This window comes from Chryseobacterium sp. KACC 21268 (assembly GCA_028736075.1).
In the GTDB taxonomy this organism is placed as follows: domain Bacteria; phylum Bacteroidota; class Bacteroidia; order Flavobacteriales; family Weeksellaceae; genus Epilithonimonas.
In genome coordinates this window covers 1974545-1996667 of the sequence record CP117875.1, presented here as the reverse complement: position 1 = coordinate 1996667, position 22123 = coordinate 1974545, and the positions used below count along the sequence as shown (strand labels likewise).

The following is a 22123-nucleotide window of genomic DNA, read 5'->3' as shown; positions in this document are numbered from 1 at the left end:
AAATATAATTGAATTTATTGATGTCTAGGAAAGAGGGCATTGCTGCCCTCCTTATCAATAAATCTAATAAACTATGAATTAGATTTATTTGATTTTTTAACATCAAATTTTTTGCCAAAACATTAAAATCAAAGGAATAAAATTGTTTATTTTATTTTAATTGTGCTTAACCTAATATCTTTAACTACTTATCCTTTAGAATATTATGATCGAAAAACATTCAATTATTATACATCCTTACAATCCTGTTATCAAACGTTTCAAGGTTTGGAAAAAGGAATTAATTTTTAAAATTGGTGATTACAGAAATCGCTTATCCCTTTGTGTTGGACTCGCTCTTAGATAGTTAAATAAAAAAGTAAGACAATTTGAAATCATAGAAATATTTCCTTTTTCCGGAAAATCTCCAAAGAGTAAAACGGGTACAGTTATCTCTGTTTTAAAATAAATTGTTGGTTTAGTTTCTAAACATATTATTTCTGCTTGTCCTAAATCTGGAAATATCCTTCAAAATTACCTCATCATCAGGATTGAAATGCTTTAATTCATTCACAATTTCGGAATGCGTTTTTACTTTTTCAGAAATGATTTCATAGGCGATATTCCGGGTCGTTTCTTCAAGCTTTGGATCTTTTTTGAATTCTATCTTAATCGCTTTCAGATAATTCAACTTCTTTTCTGAAGGTAAATCCTGATATAACTCCTGAATCCTCTTGTCCAAAGTTTTTACCTCGAAAATGTTGGCAAAATAATTATTAAGACAATTGAATCCATCTTTATCCTCGCCCCAGCCTTTCAATAAAATCTTTTGCGCCTCTTCCGGCAATTCCATTTTTTTTCGATAAACAAGAGATCCTTTCACCATTTGATTATTGTTGACATAATCATCCACAACCATTTGGTAATAGGCGTTTGCGTTTTCTTGGTCATTAATTTCTTTATAAAGATCACCAACTTTTTCTTTCTGTCCGAGTTCTTTCTGAAGATCAATGGCTTTCCGGTATTGTTTTGCTTTTTCGTAGCAATTGGCGGCTTCGGATTTATTATTTAGTTTTTTAAGATAGATGACAGCAGCTTCATTGTACAAACTACCGTTTTCCAGAGTCTTGGCACCACGGTAATTATCTTTGAGCAAATTCATATAAATCTTCGAAGCTTTGATGTAATTTTTTTCGTCTACGTATTTCTGGGCAAGTTCCTCATATTTATTTCTGAGTCTGTCAAAAATGGTAGATTCCAGATAAAAATTTCCACCATTGCGTCCACCATTTCGCCTGGAAAGACGCCCTGCTTTTTCCTTATCTTCAAGACCTAGAATAACGACGAATATGATAAAAGCCACAAGGAGAAAAATCAACATAGTGCCAATGACACTCCAAAAATCTTCGTGAAAGAGCTGCGCCAGAAACCCAACGATTTTGAAAAACGCAAGAATGAAAAATGCCGCAACAAATTTGCTGATAAACTTCTGCTTATTCATCTTTATCTGATTTTAAAATATTTTTGTCTTCACTGAACAATCGGTAAAGTAGTAGGATGATGCAAATAACCAAAATCCAGACAAACCAATTGTAGCCAAACATTTCTATCAATGGAAAAAATATGTACACCAACATCGCGACGAGTACAACCATCAAAAAAATCTTGATTCCGAGTGGAACATTGTCGCCTCCCAAACTCAAGGATTTTTTTCTGAAAAAATAGGAATATAGTCCGACAATTCCAATGATTCCCGCAACCAGATAGATCATCTCCATCAATGAAACGTTTTGTTTAGAATAAGGCATTTCTTTGTCTAAGCTTTTGATTGCTGTACCTTTTTTACTTGGATCCATTGGCGGATCCGGATATTCCTTGGTTCCTAAAAGTCGCCCGAGTGAATCTTCTACTAAAACTTTTTTCTTTTTTAACAGGGTCGACACGACGCCTTGGTCCGCTGGTATTCCTGACCCTGATTTCTTCAAAGAATCTTGAATTTTCTTTTTAAATTTTTCTTCGTTTTGGACTAGGTATTTTTCAATTTTCTTTCTGTAGACTAACTTTAAGGAATCTTTCGAAAAAAATGTTTTGTCTTCAAAATCCATCACTTCATCTTGAATCTCCTTAATTGGCCGCCCGCCTTCTTTTAAATAATCCTGATAGCTTTTTTCATCCTTTTTGCCGATAAACATTGACGCTTTGGTAAATTCCTGTATCAAACTTTGCCGCTTTTTGCCATACATTGAATCGATTTTCAGATCAATGTCTGTAACGCCTGATTTATATCCAATTACTGGAGCTGGCGGTGGCAGCGCAACTGAGTCTTTGTTGATGGTCTGAACATCACCAGAAGATTGCTTTCGGGTTTCATTTTTATTGAAATTGATGAGAGTAACTCTGGCAATTAACATAACGATGATGATAACAGGAAATATACACCCTAGATTACCTGAGTCAGATTTCCCACCACCTTCGGAAGACGCCCTGTGATTTCCAAAAAGTTTGCTGAGCCAACTGCCTCCGAATCTATATTTTGCAAAGCCGTCGCCTCTGGAAGTTCCTGCAATATCCAGCGGAACTCCCAAATCTGCAGCTCTGTCGGGATATTTATCCAAATATTGCAGATACTTCTCGATCTCTTTTTTGTTGCCTGCCATTACTTTTTTCAGGTCAAAAGGCAGATCTTTCATCCATTCTTCCTCATTTTTTGGATTCTGCAGCTCCTCCAGAATTTTATCATCATTGATTTCAACTGCAAAACTTTCTATTTTTTGCGGAATTTTAACACCCTTTGATGCTTTTCTAATGACATCATTGCTTTTCTCAGATTCTTGAAGCAAAGAAATCCAGTCAATCTCCTGAGCTAATTTTACCAATCCAAAATCAGGATGCATAATCAAATATTCCTGCTGAATATTCTGCCAGTCTTCCGGATTTATTTTAGGATAGACAATGGTGTTTTCGGGAATAAACAATTTGTCATTAACACATTGAAAATAAGAATTTCTGCCAATCTCTTTCGGAGCAATATGATCAAATACGAGGAGACAACCATACAAAACGTTGGGTTCATTTGATGGAATAGCGTACGCTTTCACTTGATTGATATCAACTTCCAAAAAATCCATCTCAGCAAGCCAGGCGAAAGGAGAAGAACTCTTGATCAGAATCCCTTTCTTAGGATAGCTGTTTTCGGAAAAAGGCTTAAGAATCAGTTCCATAAGATAAGATATGATTAATATAAGCATCCAGATATTCCGAATACATCTCCTCCCGTTCCCGAATTTTTAGTTTTGTAGATTCGTATAAATAATACTCTGAACCGCCAAATTCATACGCAGTAGCTAAAGCCAGAAAGCCATCTTCCGCCGAAGGAATATAGAAAACCGGAATATTCTTGTTGCTGCTCTTGAAAGTCAGCATACCACGGGAGTCTGTGATGATTTCGCTCCCATCGGAAAAAACAAATTTATTTTTGTTCTGCTGTGCTGAAATTTTAATTGCGGATCTGTTTCTGTACAAAGTCAATGAATCCTCCAGATGTTTTGCCAACTCATTATTTGAAATCACAAGATTGTTTTCTGAGTTGATTCCCACCTTGTTAAAACTATTTAAAATCTTGATATCATTATGAATTTGTTTTTCGAGTTCTACATTTACTTTAGCAAGATTTTTGGAAATATCATTGTCTGTTTTCACCATCTCAATGGAAAGTTCGCCCTCTATATTGATCTTAAAAATAGAAGGAAATTCGTCCTGAAAGAGGTAAAAATTCTGATTAAAATAAACCGGTTCAAAGTTCCAGGGAATATGATGTCCGGAAACATTGAGTTCTGAGTATTCTTTTGTATCAAGATTGAGTTTGGAAACCAATTGTTTATCATTTTGATATTGACAAAGAATATATTGGTTTTGTCTGTTTTTCGCCAATGCAAATTTACCTCGCGGTTTCACAGATATATTTTCTATCAGAACTTCGCAACCTCGGTGTGTTTTGTAATGTTCGAAATAATTTTCATTATAATAATTACTTGACAGATAAGTCCTTAGCAACTGCTTCTTGGAACTCAAAATATAAAATTCACCTTCGTACAAGAATGTCGCAATCTTATTTTTTGGTGTTGGAAAAAGGATTGGATAATTCTTTGGAACTTCAATCTTTTTAAGATTTCGGGGACTTTCTTTTTCACCTTTTGATTTTGGTTTAGGTGGATTTGACCACAATTCCTTTACAGGCAGCTGAATTTTCTGAATATGTTTCCTTGTACCTTTGTGATGCTTGTAAAAATTCAATTCGCCATCTGATGAAGTCGTTACCAAAAACTTCAGCCGCTCTCTGTTTTCGTGAATCACTTTTTGAAGGTTCTGATTATTCAAATTTTCCTGATGTGTAATGAAAAACACTTCCAGATCCTTCCCGGAATGTTCTTCAGCAAAGAATTTTTCAAGTGCTATCGAGACTTCTAAAACGGGACTAACTTGATTTAGATTATCCACAATCTGCTCCACCTTGTTCAAATTGATAGGAACATTAGTTTCCCCCACTGCAAAAACCTGACACTCGGAATGTGCTTTGGGATGCTTTATTACCGCAATCGCCGAGGCGAAAGCCAACACTTTTGGCGTTCCCCAATTTCGAAGCGAAGTATCAATCAAAATGATCCTTTCGAAAATATTTTCCTCCGGCGGTATCTCACGCTGAATATACAAAACTTCGTTATTTGCCACACGGCTCATAAAAACCTCATCTTCATTGGCAAATTCTGACAAGAGCATTCGGTGGAAATCGCCTTTGTTGGTCATATCAGAAACGCCTCCAATTGGCTGATCGCCAGGAGAAAGGTGACGCATCGGAATTTTCAGACCGCTCCAGATTCTCTTTATCAAACTTCCCACCTGAAACGTTTTTGGATCCTCAATTAATTGCTGAATGAAGTCCTTGTCGGTATCAATGGTAGTTTCCTCTTCCACAACTTCATCCTCCAAATCCGGAATATCAGCTGCGTTACGAACTGCATTAATGATAGATTCCGTCGTTGGGAATCGGCCTTGGATGACAGCTAATGTCTTAATATCTTTGTTGACAACAGATTGCGTTAATTCAATTTTATCAGCAGATTCTGAGATTTTATGCGGTCTTTTTTCAAATCTTCTGATCATTAAATCCGAAGCTCCCACAGAAATCTGATTATGTCCATCCTTAAAAATGGTTTTTAAAAGAATGATTTTATTCTGTCCTCTTTTGAAAGAACGGCCAACATGACTTAGGTTTTCCAAGAAAGTAATGGCTAGTTCGAGATCATTAAGATAGGTTTTGTCCTTTTGTTTTCTCAGATGATAAAACAGACCATCCAGATTGAGATAGCCATCCTGTAAAGCGTACATCGCAAGAAGAAATGAACCAAAAGGTGGAAAACCCTCGTCCGTCAGTTCCTTCAATAGCCCAATCGTATAAGCTCTGTAAGCAATTACGCCGACATTTGGGATCGAGATGAGATTGTTGTCATCATATTGTGACTCATCCCGGATATCTCTGTCTGTGGTCCATTCCCAGAAGTAGTTTTCGTAAGATTGGAAATATTCTTTTAAGTCCATTCTTTCGATTTTTCTGTGAGGCGAAATGAACTGACGGACAATTGTCGGAAATCATCTTTATTGATGTTCAAAAAACTACCATCTTCCTTCCATAATATCAAGTAATTCTGATCTGAATTGTATTTTTTCTGTAATAAGGAACTCAAATTTTTAAATTCAAAATCGGAGCCCGACGGCAACAGATGTCCGTCTTTCAACCAGAATGTTTTTCCGGGGAAACTTAGTAGTGGATTTCCTACAAATAATGCTTTATCATTAATGACAATCCAATCCAGTTTTTCCAGTTTGAATTTTGGTAAAGCAATGATGAGTTCTTTAATTTCAGCAATTGAACTTAGCAAAGCAAAAGCTGGCTGTTCTTCTTCACTTGGTTTTAATTTAACTTCAATTCTTTCATCAATTCCGAAAAAATTGTTGTTTGAAATTGGGAAAGTTAATTTTAACGCTTTATCAATTGGCGTCCACAGCAAGGCAGTTCGCACTTTTTTGGTGGGAACCAATGCATCTTTTCGAAACAGAAGCCCATCCCGCAATTCGTAAAGAATAAAATTTGGCAACTGCTGAATTTCCGCTGAAACTGCCTGCTCACCCGTAAAACCTTTTAGCCAGATCACATCATCTTCCGAAGCAATTTGAATATTTTTCCAGTCACGGATTGACCCAAGAAAATCTTCATCAATCCTGGGAATTTCTGCCCAAAACTCTTTTAAACCGTTTGCAGAATCTTTTGCCATAGATTTTCGATTTCTGTTTGGATGTACTGTTTCTGTTCAGGATTTCTGATCCAGTCGCAACGGGTTTGGAGGTATCTCAATTTATCTTTGATGACATTTTGCTCTTCAAAAGTGAGACTTCCTGAATTCCATTTTTCGACTAGAATTTTCACATCTTTCATTACCTCTTCGGGATTTGGAATTTTGTTTTGTAAAGCTTGTGGATGCGACTTCGGATTTTCATCTTTTTCGATGGTTCGGTTGATGATTCCTTCCAGGATTTCAATTTGTTCTTCAGTGTCCCAAATATGTTTTAAAACCCATAAATCAGAAAGAATTGCTTCATTTCGTCCGCAAATTAAAGCACTTGCTGCAATCAGGTTTTGAAGTTTTACAGCTCTACGATCGGAAATGGCGATACCAGTATTTCTTAGATTGATGATGGTATTTAAATAAACTTCATAAATTGGCTTCAGTTCAATAGTCTTGCACAAACTTTGAAGTTCCTTGATTTCTTGGGAAAGGATTTCCGGTGTTTCAGTTTCCAGATTGTTTTCGAGCTTTCTTCCTGCTAAAAGTACTTGTTGAAGAAGATCGGGATGCACATAATCCACATTAATTCTGATCAGAAACCGGTCGAAAAGTGCGTTTAAAGCTTCATCTTCTGGAAGCACGTTACTGGCGCCGACAAACATCAAAGCCGGAAGATTTTTTGTTTCTTTTCCTCTTTTGAAAATCTTCTCATTCAGAGCCATCAAAAGTGAATTCAGGATCGCAGAGTTTGCATTGAAGATTTCATCCAGAAAAACCATAGACGCTTCCGGCATCATTCCTTCCGTGTTGGTCAAAAGCTCTCCTTCTTTCAGTTTTCTGATGTCGAAAGGTCCGAAAATCTCGTTCGGTTCGGTAAATCTTGTTAAGAGATATTCGAAGTTTTTGCCGTCTTTCACAGCTTTTGCCAAGGTTCTTACAATGGCGGATTTTGCTGTTCCGGGAGGTCCGTACAAAAAGGCATTTTCTCGTGCTAATAGACAAATTCCCAACAAATCTACCACATCATTTTTTCCGATGAAAGTGTCTTTGACGTGTGTTAGAACTTGGTTTAGTTTTTCAATATTTTGAGTCATTATTTTTATTTGGTTATAGTTTTTAATTCTCTCCAGAAAACGTCTTTGTACATTCCGAATTCTGCCATTAATAATTTATTGATGAATGGAATTTCGGCCAGTTTGTAAGCTTTCTTCTCAACTATTCTTTCGAGGTATAATTTTCTGTACGTGTCATCTTTTAATTCTTCTTCCCAGTTGATTTTATCTAAATCCAGATCGAATCCGACGGCTGAGTAATGAAACTGAATCATTATATTTTCCAGCATTTTGATTAATGGATCTTCCGCATCTGCATTGTATAAAGCTGAAATAATTTGCGGTAAAAATCTTAATGATAAATCCGCTGATAAAACTGCTGAAACATTTGGTTTCCCATTGAAGGCTGGAACTAATTTCTCAAGATTCTTATCTGTGTCTTTCCGTATCAAATACAGTTGAGCACTGCGATACAGAATTTTTGCCGCCCACAGTGACGCTTCGGAATCAAAAGAAATCTGATCTGATAAAAACTCTAATCTTTCCTTTTCAAACTCAGATTCGAGATAGCCTGTAACATCTTGTTCTTCTTTTTTAGGAATATCCTGAATGGCTACAAAAATGGTGATATGCTCATCATTTCGCAGATGAAACAAGGTGTCTAAAAATGGGGATTTGATTTCCGTCATTTAACAAAAATAAAATTATTTTCCTGAGAATAAAATTTTAATTGAATGATTCATAGTTAATTTATCAAAATCTAATGACATTAAAATCTAAAATCATCTTTTCTATAATGACTAAAATCTTAACTATTAAAAGAAAAACCTGTCACCTTAATTTTTCACTGGTAATTTAATTCTGAAAATACTACCAACCTGCAATTCAGATTGGACTTCTAAAATGCCTTTATGAATTTCGATTATTCTTTTGACAATGGACAATCCAATGCCATTGCCATTCTCATAGTTCTTATTATTTCCCCTGTAAAAAAGGTCAAAAATTCTGGTCTGATCTTCTCGTGAAATCCCTATTCCGTGATCGATAAATCGGATTTCGAGATTTTCATTTTGAACATCAATCTCTACACTACAGGTTTTGTCTGGAGAATATTTGCAAGCATTTTCCATCAGATTGAGGAAAGCAATGCGCAACAAATAAGGATTGCCATAAAAATCATAATTGCTCTCATCTTTGTCTGCAAGATCATCCATGTAATTGATCCCGACCTTGTAATTCTGATTCTTTTGAAGCAAATCTACTTTCGCGTCCGCCACAATCTCATCCAAACGTATATCGGAAAAACTGATCTGCGAGACGTCATAACTTGCGCGCGCAAAATCTAAAAGTGCCGATGACAATTGTGACGCGTGATTGGCGTCCTGCAAAGCATTATCAATGGAAAGTTTATAATCATCCAATGTGGTATTCAGTTCCTTGGCGAGTTCGAGTTCTGCAATCAATGTTGAAAGTGGTGTTCGGAATTCGTGGGAAATGGTTGTGACAAACTGTTTGTGATTATTAAATGATTTTTCTAAACGGTTGAAGGTCGAATTGAAGGTTTCTGCCAATTCATAGATCTCATCTTTTGCTTTCGGGACAATCAATCTTTTGTTCAGATTATGCTCAGAAATATCGCGGATCTGGAGAATGATGTCTTTTAAAGGCTTCAAAGTGTAGTATGAAAACAGAAAACCGATAATAAAAATGATGAGAATCGAAATGAAATAGATAACGATAATATCCTTTTTAAATTCCTTAATATGAGCAATTCCGGTAACATCGACTGCGCTGCCGATGATGTAAAAGTCCTTTTCATCAGACCTGTATTTGAAAGCCATATATTGGCGTTCTCTTCTATGCCAGGTGATTTGATTTTTCTTAGACCTGATCAATTGATCCAAATAATGTTGATTTTTGGAAGAAGGTTTGATGTCCGTAAAAAGCAGTTCTTTTTTGCTGTTGTAAACACTGATGTCCGCTTCGTTCAGCATTTTTTTGTTGCGCTCGTGGAGTTCTTTGATCTTGGAATTGTTGATTTTTGCATCGAAGATAAATTCTGAGCGCCAAATGATCTTGTAGCCTAATCTGTCATTGAACTCATCTTCCCTATTCTTTTCGGAAACAAAATACAAGACGTAAGCAAAAACGAAAAGGATGCCGGCTGTCAGCAGTGCGTAGCTGAGCGCAGTTCTGGTAGCGATTCTCATATCTGATCAGTAAAAATAAACCCAACGCCAGGTTTTGTGTGAATCAATTTTTCATCAAAATCCTTATCGATTTTCTTTCTGAGATATGCGATGTAAACATCGATATAGTTGGTGCCTGTATCGAAGTGATTTCCCCAGACATTCTCTGCGATCTCGTCGCGGGTGAGGATCCTTTCGGCGTTGCTCATTAGAAAAACCAATAGCTTAAACTCCTTTGGCGTGAGATTGATCTCTTTCTCATTTCGGAAAACGCGGTTGGTATTTTTGTCAACTTTTAGATTTTGATATTCGATGTGATCCGAGAGTTCACTTTTCTGTGATGAATTTGATTTTCTCAACAAAATCGCTTTGATCCTGACGTACAATTCTCTGATCTCAAATGGCTTCACCATATAATCATCTGCGCCGGCATCAAAACCTTCAATCTTTTCATCAATCGTTCCGAGTGCGGTCAGCATAATGATGGGAAGTTCCGGATTTTTTTTCTTGATTGATTTACTCAATTCGATTCCGTTCATTTTGGGAAGCATAATGTCTGTGATCACAAGCTCGAACACTATTTTATCGACCATCACCAAAGCATCTTCCGCGTCCTCCGAAATATAGATCTGATAACCCTGACTTTCCAAACCTCTTTTCAAAAGTGCGGAAACACGGGCGTTATCTTCAATAATTAAAACTTTCATAGGAAAATTGTTTCTGGATAAAATATTACATAATTGTCAATCATAAACAGTTATTAATTATCCATTTAAATTCTCTGCAAAGGTATCTCATATTTTTATTCTTAATGAATTTCTAAAGATTTTCTAATGGTTTTCTAACAACGATCCGAGATTTCCGAAAGTAATTTTGTCCCGTTGAAATCAACAAAAAAGGACAATCCATATTATGAACAAAAAATCTTTTAAAGCCGGGCTGGCCCTACTTACCATATTGGGAATGTCAGCTAAAATGGAGGCTCAGAAAAAAAATGACTTTAATAATCCAGGACTCACCCATTATCTGAACGACGAACATACACGCTATGTTTCCTTCAGTGGCTATGCGGAATTATGGGCGAGATATACGCAACTAAATCCTGGAAGTCTTATCAACGATCAGGCAAAATCTGACGTTTCCGATCTGTCACTTAGAAGAGTAAGAGTTAAAATGACCTACAAACCTACAGAAAAACTAATGTTCGTTTTACAGGCCGGAACCACCAATGTGAATATGAATGCGAAAGCCAGCAATTACATCGACCTTTTGGATGCTTATGCGGAATATGCTTTTAATGATAAAATTGCGGTCGGCGCCGGGCGTTCCACTTGGAGAGGACTTTCAAGATTCACGACAGGACCTTTGAATACTTTGCTGTACGATTTGCCTGCTTACGCCACTTCAAATGCTGGCGCAACAGATTACACCGTGAGAGAATTAAGCCTATATGCGAAAGGTCAATTAGGAAGATTCGATTACCGATTGGTGGTCGCCGATCCCTACACAATGGCGACCGCGGAACCAAAAGTGAATGTTGCGACCTTCAGTAAAAACTCGCCAGGTAAGGATTTCTCAGGTTATTTCCGTTACGCATTTTTGGATAAAGAAAACATCACGACACCTTTCAATTCCGGGACTTATGGCGGTAAAAAGAACGTTTTGAGTTTGGGAGCGGGTTTCGATTACATTCATAATGCAACTTGGCACAAGGACTTTGATAACAATGTTCAGACTGATGATATGCAGAATTACGCGGTCGATTTGTTCTATGATGCGCCAATCAACAAAGACAAAGGAACCTCGATAAGTGCCTATGGAATGGCGATGTACAATGATTATGGACCAAACTATGTTCGCTACGTTGGAACCAATAATCCGGCAACTTCCGTGAATGCTACTCAGGCAAGTCTCAATGGTGCCGGAAATGCGATGCCTGTCATCGGAACTGGAAATACGTATTATGTACAAGTTGGTGGCACGCTTCCCTACTTTAATAAAGATAAAAAGAACCTGCAACTTCAGCCAGCGGTAGGGATGCAATTATCAAACTTGAAAGGCCTTCAAGACAACGCAATCGTTTATGACGCCGGAATCTCATTACTAATGAATGGAATGTCTTCCCGATTGACCTTCGATGCACAGAACCGGCCAATTTTCACTGGAGATGCTTTAAATAAAGGTGTTGTTTCTGACAGACAATGGCAGTTTGTCCTTAAATATAGAATCGATTTTAATTAAAAATAAATAAAATGGAAAGAAGAAAATTCTTGTTCCGGTCTGTACAGGCTTCTGCCCTGCTACTTTTATCAGGAACGATGTTCGCATCAGTTTTAACAAATATCAATCCTATAAAACCAAAAAAAGTGTACGCTCACAATTTGTTCTTCTGGCTTAGAAAAGACCTTTCTACTGCAGAAGTAAAAGACTTCGAAAACTTCTTCGAAGGTCTGAAAAAACTTCCTTATCAAAAAAATCTTCAATACGGAAAACCGGCAGGCTCCAGCCCAAGAACAGTTTTGGACAGCACCTACAGTTACAATTGTGCAATGCAATTTGAGACTTTGGAAGAACTGGAAGCTTATGGTAAACTACCAGAGCATCTGGCCTTAGTTCAAAAATACAAACCATTTTTTGAAAAAATGTTGGTCTATGATACTGTTTACAATTAATAAAGAATTATATTTAAAATGAAAAAATTCATCAAAGGAATATGCCTCGCATTGGCATTAAGCTCATTCGTAATGAAAGCACAGGACAAAGAAAACAAAAACCTCAGCATCAAGGTCAATAAGGAAGAATCGAAAGAATATATTCCAGCGGTGAGGCTCATCAACAATCCCGATGGTTCTTGTACTTTCGAGAAAGGCAGAATTCCTACTTTGAAACATCTGAACACCACCACTTTCTGGATGAGCAACAAGACGGAAGATTGGGAAAAGAATGCGCATCCAGCTCCGAGAAGACAGTACGTAATCACTTTGAAGGGAAATATCAGATTCAAGGTGACAGATGGTTCTACCTTCATCATCAAACCGGGAACTGTGCTATTAGCAGAAGATTTGAAGGGGAAAGGCCACAGTTGGGATATGGTGAGAAGTAAAGCTTGGGAACGACTTTACATTCCTATTGCGGAGAATGCTGATGACTATTTTGTCGCAAATACAGATCACGATTGATTATCTAAATTACAAAACAACGCCACTAGAAATCTAGTGGCGTTGTTTGGCTTTAATTGTATTTGTGACTTCGAAGGGATTCGAACCCCCAACCCTCGGAGCCGAAATCCGATATTCTATCCAGTTGAACTACGAAGCCGTTTTTATAAATGATAATCGATAAGTGATGAATGATAATTCTTCGATTATCATCTATCAATTATGTTTAGAACGTAATCTTGACACCTCCTACAACCTGTGCTCCCAAAACTTTGTAGCCCAAGTAATTCTGATATTTGGCGCCTAGAAGATTATTTCCGAGTGCGAAAATACTGAAATTTTTGTGAAGTTTGTACTCTGCCGACAAATTTAAATCTGCATAGCCGCCAACTTTCTCATTTATATTCTCTTGCTGTGAAAATGCAGGAGAAGTCGTCACAATAGAATACGAGTTTGCAGTCCTGTCCGTTACAAAATAACCTTTGAAACCTAAAGCTAATTTCTTTTCTAGCATTGTGTATTTTGCACCGAGATTGAATTGTACCAAAGGCTTGTAATAAACTTCTTCCAAGTTGTCCAATTTATATTTCATAAAATGCAAACCTGCATCAACAGTCAGATTTTCCATTGGAAATGCCTGCAAATCACCTTTGATTTCCATCAATGTCCCGTTATTATAAACCGAACGGAATGTATTGGCAAAATCGTATCCATCTCTACCGAGATTCAGATCTACACCCAGTGGATTCGGATTGGGCAAATACAATAATGGGTTGCTGACAAAAAACTGCGCATTATTCACTTTGCTGAATCCTGCGTTCACATCGTACTTGAACATCTGGTTGATGTCACCTTTCAGACCAAAATAGAAATGGTATTTATTTTCAGTTGGCGTCAAAAGCAAATCGGAGATCAAAAATGGATTTTCTTCCAACAGATTTCCGTAAGTGTTCAGCTTCAAACCGCCATCGATTCCTCCATAGAATTTGAATTCATCTGCGGCCGCAACCAAAACTTCCGCTCTTGGAAACCAGTAAAATTTGCTCCCTTTATTTTCTCCCGTAAAATCGGATAATTTTGAATTAAGAAAACTAAAATCCGACCCGATTAACAAATAAGATTCGCCTTTGTAGAAAGTGACTTTTGGAGACAAAGTGAAATTCAGTTGATTGGAATTATTTTGATTCAGCAATTCGAATTTTGAATTAACGGTTTCTAAATCGATTCCCAAATCTGCGTTTGCTGTGATGTCATTGCTAATTTCAAAATCGTGTTTTGACAAATTCAGTTCAACATCAGCATAACTTTCTTTCGCATTAAAGTGATCACTAAGGAAATACGATCTCACTTTTACATTATTCAAAATCTCGTTGGAATAATGGTCGTACGAAGCATTCACACTGAATTTATTGACTTTTTGCTGCAAATCCAGATCAGAATTTGTTGGCGAAAACGCGTAAATTCCGTAATAATTGTAATTATTAAAACCATAATTCGTGTCCAGATTGTACTTACCTTTTTCCGCGTAGATGTTCGCATAAGCACCAATCTTTGCTTGACTGCTTTTGGAATCCCAATCGTAATCTTTCTTCAGTCCAGTCGTTGACAAATAATGAACGTCCGCTCCTACTTCTACATTCTCCTGCACTTTTCCAGAAATATTCGCATCTGCCAGGAATTTTCCATAATTTCCGTAACCCAATCTGAAATAGTTGGACTGAAAATCATTGTTGAATTTTGGAGAAATATCTTCGCTCTGGATCTCGGTCGTTTTGAAGTCAGAAACCGGCGGAACATTCACGATATCGTATTTCAGATTGAGAGAATCTTCCTTCTTTTTGTTTTCCGGCGGATAATTTTTTTCCTGGATCACAGACGTTTTCTTCTTCTCGATCTTCTTAACTTCAGGTTCACGTTTTCTGTTTAGGATCAGTTGCTCTTCTTTGATCTGAGCTCCGATTTCCGAAATTCCGAAAGTTCCTAAAAATGCCAGAACGGCGATATATTTCAGTTTGTTCATTTATTTTTCTATTTTTTAAAATTTCATCAAAATTATTTCCCCAACCCTAAAGGGAGTAATTTTGATGAAATTTTTAAAGCAATTCTCCCTTTAGGGTCGGGGTAAAAATTGATTTAAAAATTTATAACCTTTATCTTTACTTCTTAATCTGTGCTTTCACTTCCTTCGCTTCCGCCACAACTTCCGGGAAATCACCGTAATTATTGATGATCTCGTCCAAAGTGTAACTCGCTTGGTAATTGTCCTTCAAAGCCAAATAATTTTTCGCCATAATGACCAAAGCTTTTGCGCCCCAATACTCTTCCGAAGCGTAATTATTTGCCAATTTGAAAATCGTTTCGTTGGACGATTTGAAGGCCTTTCCTTTGTTTTGATAGAAAGCTTTTGCGTAAAGAGCTTCCGCCGCAACTTCTGTATTAGAGGATTTTTCCAAAGCTGTGTAAGCTGTTTGCGCCTCTTTATCTTTCGATTGTTGCATCAGACTTCTCGCTTTGATGACTTTCGCCTGTTCCAATGTCGCTGCAGAATTTTTAGAATTCGAGATCACGGCATTAGCGAATTTCTCAGCTTCGGCAAAGTTCTTTTCGTCCGCGTAGATTTTCATTAATTCAATCGAAGCGAAGTTTTTGATATTCACATTCGTGGAGTTGGCAACTTGTTCCAGATATTTTTTTGCATCCGAAATTTTGTCTTGCGAAATGTAGATCTGCGCCAATCGAACTTGCGCATCTTGCTGATAATCATTCTGGAAATCCGCAACATTCTGCAACGGCAACATCGCTTTGTCAATTTGTTTCAACTGATAATAACTTTCGCCCAATTCGTATTGAGATTTGAAAAGATTGTCACCACTTGGACTTTGATCCAGATATTTCTCGTAGTAAGAAACAGCTTTCGCATAATCTTTCTTAGCAAAACTTTCCTGCGCCAGACTGAAATTGATCTCATTGATCTCTGAAGTGTCAACTTTCACATTCAAAGTTTTAGCAAATTGTTCGTAACCAGCAACGTCGCCTTTTTTGACAAAAGCAGGTTTGGAAGCCAAAACGATTTTCTCTGCAAACGCTGTATTTTTATATTGATTGGCCAAAAGCTGAAACTCAGCAATCGCTTTGTCCGTTTGGTCTTGGTCGATGTAATTCTGAGCTCGGTAGATTTGGGAATTTGCTACAAGATCTTTGTCCGGACTGGATTTGATAACTTTATCGAAATAAGCATTTGAATTATTAAAATCATCATTCTGCGCATAGGCCGTTCCGATTTCGTAGTTCGCATCATCAACATATTCAGAGTTTGGATATTTTGAGATCAAGGTTTTCAGCTCCGTAATTTTCGCAACCGTATCACCTTTGAAACCAAGAGCCAAAGATTTTTGATACAAAGTGTAATCACTGGCATTTTCGGTTTTGTTATAGATCTCTGAAGCTTCATTCAACTGATTGTTAGCATAATAAGTATCCGCCAAACGCAATTCTGCATCCGCCTTGAATTCCTGTTTCGGGAACCTCAGATATTCCTTAAAATATTCCTGCGCCGACGCAAAATCCTTAGCCTTAAAATAAGCATAACCTAGATCGTAATCCAATTGCTCACGCTCTGGGAAACCCTCTGCCGTTTCATTTTCAAGTTTTGTGTAAGTAGCAATCGCTGATTTGTAATCACCTTTTTGATAGTAAGTTTGACCCAACCAATATTGCGCTTTCTTGTAAAATTCTTTATTTAAATTAGATTGAAGACTTTGTTTGAAATATTTTTCAGCCACATCAAAATTCCCTTTGTTGAATTCCTCAGAACCCAAAAGATAGGAAACCTCCTGCTCTATTTTCTTGGTCTCGTTCGTTTTCTGGTCGAGCTTTCCGAGTGCATCCAAAGTAGCTTTGTAATCTCCGGAATACAGATAGGATTTAACCAAAAGCGATCTCATTTCCTGAGTTTTTGCACCACTCGGATATTTATCAATATATCTTTGAATGACTTTCGATGAATTTTCAAATGGATTTCCAAGTTCGTAACTCAATTTCGCGTATTGTTCCAAAGCCAACTGTTGAACTTTCGGGTCATAATTCATTTGTGAAGAATTACGATACGCCGACAAAGCTTCCTGCTTTTTCCCGGTTTCTAAATACGCATTTCCCAATTGGTAATAAGCGTTTTGAGCCAACGGAGAATTGCTGTTGATCAATTGATTGTAATAGCCAACCGCTTCATCGTTTTTCTTCAATTGAGCAGAAACAAATCCCATCTCGTAAAGGTCAGATTCTGAAGGTGTTTGTTCCTTATCCAAAAACAATTTCAGGTGCGGATAAGCCGATTGGTAATCGCCTTTCATAAAATAACTTTCACCAACTATCTTATGGATTTCCGTATCGTAACTGGTTGATTTTCCATTGTTAAGAAGTTCATTTCCCTCAGAAATTGCCAAATCATAATTCTTCTGATTGTAGTACATCTGAACATAATAAGGCTTCACGAGATGTGCATATTCCTCATTATTTTTAATCTGGTCAAAATAAATGAAGGCATTATCATTCTGTTTGTCAGCGTAATACAAATGCCCGAGCATATACGAAATTGCAGGTTTGCTGGTCTCGTCCGCAGATTTGAAAGATTCTTCCAAAGCCTCGATCGCGCCGGCAGAGTCGCCGGTCATAAATTTGGCGTAACCCAACTTCATAATATGTTGCGTGTTTTCCTCCTTGCTCAATTGGTATTGATTGACCTTCTGCAAAGTTTCCAACGCTTTCTCAAAATCTTTTTTCGCCAGATAATAATCCGCCAAAGGTCCATTGGCCTGTGCAAAGTATGCCGAATTTGGATATTCTTTCATAAAAGCGTTCAAGCCCTCTTCCGCATATTGTTGCTGAAGGATTACGCCGATCACATTACTGAAAAATGCTGAAGCTTCCTTTCTGGAATTGCTGAGATTCTTGTTGTAGAAATATTGTTTGGAATATTCGTATTGCGAAGCGTTGTAGATCTTGGTCTGATAGAGATTATCTGCCAAACCGAAATGATAATCTTCGTTCTTTGTAAAATATTGAGATTGTTGCGCCTCGGAAATCCCGTAAAGAGATAACGTCGAAGCGATTATTATTTTTTTTGAATTCATATAGATTTTCAAAATTAATGTCATTCTGAGTTTGTCGAAGAACGGCTTCAACAAAGTTTATTCCTTTTCAACGAAAATAGGGAAAAGATATTATTTGATGGTATTAATTGGGAATATATTATAATTTTAATTGATAGATCTTTACAATTTCAATCCTACATTTATAATTAGAAACTTCATCGTAATTAGAAGGAATTACAACTTTCGTTTAACAATTTTTTAACGAAATCATCATTTTTCATTACATTTGTTTCTTTCATAAAAATCTCAAGCTTTGATAAACTCACTTTTCAGAAGAAAATCTACTAATGCGATTCTAAACCAAGGCGGCGATGGCGAACATTCTGCACTTAATAAAGTTCTTACTGTTAAGGATTTGACATTCTTCGGGATTGCGGCGATTATTGGTGGCGGAACATTTAGTGCCATTGGAAATGCGTGTTTTTCCGGTGGTCCTGGCGTTGTCATTTTATATATCATTTGCGCCATTGCTTGTGGATTTACCGCAATGTGCTATGCAGAATTTGCATCGCGCGTTCCCGTTTCTGGAAGTGCCTACACTTATGCTTACGTTTCTTTCGGAGAAATTTTTGCGTGGATCATCGGTTGGGCATTGATCATGGAATATTCCATCGGAAATATTTATATCGCCTTTTCCTGGAGTGGTTATTTTACCAATTTGCTCGAAACTTTTCACATTCATCTTCCCGAATGGTTGACCATTAATTATCTGTCTGCCAAAGAAGCTTTTACAATGAACAAAGGCGCTGAAGGTCTTGCTGCCTGGAAAAATGCACCAGTGATTGGAAATCTAAGAATCATCTTCGATCTACCAGCCGTTATCATCAATGTTTTGATCACGTACTTGGTTTACAGAGGCGCAAAAGAATCAAGAAACTTCAGCAATGCAATGGTTTACATCAAATTAGCAATCATTGCATTGGTAATAGTTGTGGGAGCTTTTTATGTTGATATTGAAAACTGGACGCCATTTATGCCGAATGGTTTTGGTGGCGTGATGGGCGGCGTTTCTGCTGTTTTCTTTGCCTACATAGGTTTCGACGCCGTTTCAACTTTGGCTGAAGAAAGCAAAAATCCACAACGCGATCTGCCAAAAGGGATGATCTATTCTTTGGTCATTTGCACCATTGTCTATATCATTTTGGCTTTAGTTTTAACTGGAATGGTTTCTTACCAATTACTTGGAGTAAGTGATCCTTTGGCAGAAATATTTGCTTTAAAGGGAGTAAAATGGATGCTCTTCATTGTCTCAATTGCGGCTGTAGTGGCGATGACGAGTGTAATGCTAGTTTTCCAATTAGGACAACCTAGAATCTGGATGACGATGGCAAGAGATGGACTGATGCCTAAAAAATTCGCAGAGATCCACCCGAAATTCAAAACGCCTGGGTTTGCAACCATTGTAACCGGACTTGTGGTCGGACTTCCTATATTTTTCACAAATGAAAACTTGGTTTTAGATTTCACGAGTATTGGGACTTTGTTCGCTTTTGTTTTGGTCTGCGGCGGTGTTCTGATGCTTTCGCCACAGAGTGAAGCCGAATTGGCGGAACGTGCGACAAAAGGAAAATTCAGAATTCCTTATATCAATTCAAAATTCATTTTTCCTGCTTTGGTCATCGTTTCTGCAGGGTTGATCCAATATTTATTTCCTACATTTTTCTCGGATACCTTCAGATTTTCTGAGGAGCACTTTGCAACCAATATTTCGATGGTCGTGTTTTTCATCCTTTGTATTGTGATGTCCGTGCTTGCCTTCGTCAAAAATCTATCTTTGATTCCATTGCTAGGACTGGTCTCTTGCTGCTATCTTCTTACCGGAATGGCGGTTTCCAACTGGAAGTGGTTTGGCATTTGGCTTGTTATCGGATTGGTGTTTTATTTCCTGTATGGTTATAAAAACAGCAAGCTAAACAAACTTAAAAACAATTAGTTTTTGAATCGATGAAAAACTTTTTAAAGAGTAATATTTCCCAAGATTCTCTTGTTCTTTTATTAACGCAGGCTCCCATTGCTTTATCAATGTTGATGGGAGACGATTTCGTGATCCAAGTAGCCAATCCTCAAATTTTGGAACTTTGGGGAAAGCAGCCAGAGATCATTGGTAAAAGATTGATAGACGCTTTGCCAGAGATCAAGGACCAGCCGTTTATCGATATTTTAACTGATGTCAAAAAAACGGGAACGCCTTACAAAGGCTATAAACATCTCGCCTATATTGTAAGAAATGGCGAAACCACGGAATGCTACTTTGACTTCATCTATGCACCGATTTATAATGATGATGAATCGGAGATCATCGGTGTAAGTGTGGTCGCAACAGAAACTACCGATCAAGTTCTGGCCGAAAGAAAAGTTGCTGAAACAGAATACAAATTTGCCAATCTCATCAAAGAATCAGATTTCGCTATCGCTATTTACAAAGGCGAAGATTTCATCATCGATATGGCGAATGATAAGATGCTTAAAACCTGGGGAAAAGACAAATCAATCATTGGAAAAAGAATAGAACAAGGGATTCCGGAATTGGTGGGACAATCTTTTCTAGGACTTTTAAAGAAGGTGTATGAATCTGGAGAGACTTATGCAGCGAATGAGGACCGCGCAGATCTTGTGGTGGATGGGAAATTACAGACTTTTTATTACAATTTTTCTTATCAACCACTCAAAAATCACAATGGAGAAGTTTACGCCATTGCCAATGTTGCCGTAGATGTCACAGATGTTGTCTTGACGAAAAGAAAATTACAGGAAAACGAAGATAAATACAGAAATCTTGCAGACAGCCTCCCAATCATCATCTGGACGGCTGACAAAGATGGAAATATAGATTATTACAACAGAAAATGGTACGATTACACTGGTTTTTCAGGCATCGATACCCGAGAAAATGCAACTCAGAAAATCCTTCATCCTGATGATATTCCAAAGGCTACAGAACTTTGGAAGATCAGTAAAGAAAACAAAAGAGGTTATGAGATCGAGTACCAGTTCAAGGACAGAACCAAGGAAAATGGGTACCGATGGTTCCTTGGCAGAGCGATTCCAATCAAAGATCAGGATGGCGAAGTCGTGCAATGGATTGGAACTTGCACTGATATCGACGAGTTCAAACAATTTCAGCAGCAGAAAGACAATTTTCTCGGCATTGCCAGCCACGAGCTAAAAACGCCGCTGACAAGCCTTAAACTCTACTCTCAATTTCTGGAAAAAAATCTCAGAAAAAGAGAAGACGAAAACAATGCCGTGGTCGCTTTGAAAATGGATGAACAAATCAACAAACTCAATAATCTCATAAACGACCTTTTGGATGTTACGAAAATCCAAAATGGAAAGATTCTTCTAAACAATTCTGATTTCGATTTTGAGGAACTTGTGACTGAAGTTGTGGAAGAGCAACAGATGAGTACCAGACATAAGATCGAGGTAGAATCTGACAACTCTGTTGGAACCGTTTACAGTGACAGGCACCGCATTTCTCAGGTCATCAGCAATCTGATCAGCAATGCTGTGAAGTATTCACCTGATTCTGATAAAATACTTATAACAAGCAAATTAACAAACAACAATACCATTCTTTTCTCCGTCAAGGATTTTGGAATCGGTATTCCAGAAAATAAAAAAGATAGAGTTTTCGAACAATATTACAGGGTCAGCGGAAGCAAGGAGCACACCTTTCCCGGACTAGGACTTGGACTTTATATCTCATCTGAGATTATCAAGAGAACTGGTGGCAGGATTTTTGTAAATTCAGTTGAAGGGAAAGGGTCTGATTTTTGTTTTGAGATTCCGAAAAATGAACAAACCTAATTAAATTATTACAAAACTAAGAAAATGTCAAAAAAAATATATGTTGTAGATGATAGCCCAGCCATTTTGGATTCAGTAAAATTGATGCTAAATATGGAAGGTTATGAAGTGGACAATTACGAAAGAGGTTCGGAAATGTTCAATGCACTTTCAACTTCTTCGAAACCCGATGTTATCCTAATGGATATGTGGCTTTCTGGCGAAGATGGCCGTGACATCTGCAAAATGATAAAGGCACACCAGGATTTTAAAAACATTCCTGTGGTCATTATGTCTGCAAGCCGAGGATTGGGCGACACAGCAATAGAAAGTGGTGCGATAGATTTCATCCCAAAACCTTTTGACCTGGGTGAAATTGTAGAAAAAATTAGATATTATTCAGAAAAAGCTGGATAATTTAAAGACAAAAAAAAGCAGTTTGATATTACTATCGAACTGCTTTAC

At 37.4% G+C, this 22123-nt stretch carries 16 protein-coding genes and 1 tRNA gene; 6 read left to right on the top strand and 11 right to left on the bottom strand.

All coding sequences use genetic code 11. The features are described from left to right. Nucleotides 1-457: 457 nt before the first annotated feature. The 8 genes from PQ459_09295 to PQ459_09260 all read right to left on the bottom strand — a co-directional run bounded on the left by PQ459_09295 (nt 458) and on the right by PQ459_09260 (nt 10268). A complete protein-coding gene (locus PQ459_09295; GenBank protein ID WDF48655.1) occupies nt 458-1480 on the bottom strand; it encodes a hypothetical protein in 1023 nt (340 codons plus the stop codon). Beyond that, complete coding sequence (locus PQ459_09290) at nt 1473-3200, bottom strand: APC family permease (protein WDF48654.1); 1728 nt, start codon at nt 3198-3200, stop codon at nt 1473-1475. Before PQ459_09290 ends, PQ459_09295 begins: the two co-directional genes overlap by 8 nt. Then, entirely contained in the window at nt 3184-5574 is a 2391-nt protein-coding gene (locus PQ459_09285) for a hypothetical protein (GenBank protein WDF48653.1), read from the bottom strand. Before PQ459_09285 ends, PQ459_09290 begins: the two co-directional genes overlap by 17 nt. Continuing rightward, nucleotides 5565-6308, bottom strand: a complete 744-nt coding sequence (locus PQ459_09280) for a hypothetical protein (GenBank protein ID WDF48652.1) — start codon at nt 6306-6308, stop codon at nt 5565-5567. The genes PQ459_09285 and PQ459_09280 overlap by 10 nt, the downstream gene beginning before the upstream one ends. Beyond that, nucleotides 6281-7414 (bottom strand): AAA family ATPase, encoded by a 1134-nt coding sequence (locus PQ459_09275; protein WDF48651.1) that lies wholly within the window; start codon nt 7412-7414, stop codon nt 6281-6283. The genes PQ459_09280 and PQ459_09275 overlap by 28 nt, the downstream gene beginning before the upstream one ends. 5 nt (nt 7415-7419) lie before the next feature. Then, nucleotides 7420-8061 (bottom strand): hypothetical protein, encoded by a 642-nt coding sequence (locus PQ459_09270; protein ID WDF48650.1) that lies wholly within the window; start codon nt 8059-8061, stop codon nt 7420-7422. A 147-nt stretch (nt 8062-8208) separates the two neighbouring features. Further along, nucleotides 8209-9582, bottom strand: a complete 1374-nt coding sequence (locus tag PQ459_09265) for a HAMP domain-containing sensor histidine kinase (GenBank protein ID WDF48649.1) — start codon at nt 9580-9582, stop codon at nt 8209-8211. Then, on the bottom strand, nt 9579-10268 hold the full coding sequence (locus PQ459_09260; GenBank protein WDF48648.1) for a response regulator transcription factor: 690 nt from the start codon (nt 10266-10268) through the stop codon (nt 9579-9581). The genes PQ459_09265 and PQ459_09260 overlap by 4 nt, the downstream gene beginning before the upstream one ends. A gap of 205 nt (nt 10269-10473) precedes the next feature. Here PQ459_09260 and PQ459_09255 point away from each other — a divergent pair, with 205 nt between their 5' ends. From PQ459_09255 to PQ459_09245, 3 genes are read left to right on the top strand one after another with little or no spacing between them, the layout of a single operon-like run. Next, nucleotides 10474-11802: a hypothetical protein gene (locus PQ459_09255; GenBank protein WDF48647.1), complete on the top strand. Its 1329-nt coding sequence runs from the start codon at nt 10474-10476 to the stop codon at nt 11800-11802. An 11-nt stretch (nt 11803-11813) separates the two neighbouring features. Next, on the top strand, nt 11814-12233 hold the full coding sequence (locus tag PQ459_09250; protein WDF48646.1) for a Dabb family protein: 420 nt from the start codon (nt 11814-11816) through the stop codon (nt 12231-12233). Nucleotides 12234-12251: 18 nt separating this feature from the next. Next, a complete protein-coding gene (locus PQ459_09245) occupies nt 12252-12740 on the top strand; it encodes a hypothetical protein (protein ID WDF48645.1) in 489 nt (162 codons plus the stop codon). A gap of 65 nt (nt 12741-12805) precedes the next feature. On the opposite strand, the gene PQ459_09240 is transcribed toward PQ459_09245, so the two are convergent. From PQ459_09240 to PQ459_09230, 3 genes are all read right to left on the bottom strand, one after another. Next, nucleotides 12806-12879 (bottom strand) — tRNA-Arg (locus PQ459_09240). A 66-nt stretch (nt 12880-12945) separates the two neighbouring features. Then, nucleotides 12946-14739 carry a TonB-dependent receptor gene (locus PQ459_09235; GenBank protein ID WDF48644.1) on the bottom strand — a complete coding sequence of 598 codons (1794 nt, stop codon included), beginning with the start codon at nt 14737-14739 and terminating at the stop codon, nt 12946-12948. 136 nt (nt 14740-14875) lie between these two features. Continuing rightward, complete coding sequence (locus tag PQ459_09230; protein ID WDF48643.1) at nt 14876-17848, bottom strand: tetratricopeptide repeat protein; 2973 nt, start codon at nt 17846-17848, stop codon at nt 14876-14878. Nucleotides 17849-18161: 313 nt separating this feature from the next. Between PQ459_09230 and PQ459_09225 the strand changes: the two genes are divergently transcribed. The 3 genes from PQ459_09225 to PQ459_09215 are packed head-to-tail and all read left to right on the top strand — an operon-like array spanning nt 18162 to nt 22075. After that, nucleotides 18162-19802, top strand: a complete 1641-nt coding sequence (locus PQ459_09225; GenBank protein ID WDF48711.1) for an amino acid permease — start codon at nt 18162-18164, stop codon at nt 19800-19802. Between the two features lie 11 nt (nt 19803-19813). Then, nucleotides 19814-21679 carry a PAS domain-containing protein gene (locus PQ459_09220; protein ID WDF48642.1) on the top strand — a complete coding sequence of 622 codons (1866 nt, stop codon included), beginning with the start codon at nt 19814-19816 and terminating at the stop codon, nt 21677-21679. A gap of 24 nt (nt 21680-21703) precedes the next feature. Beyond that, on the top strand, nt 21704-22075 hold the full coding sequence (locus PQ459_09215) for a response regulator transcription factor (protein ID WDF48641.1): 372 nt from the start codon (nt 21704-21706) through the stop codon (nt 22073-22075). Nucleotides 22076-22123 lie beyond the last annotated feature (48 nt).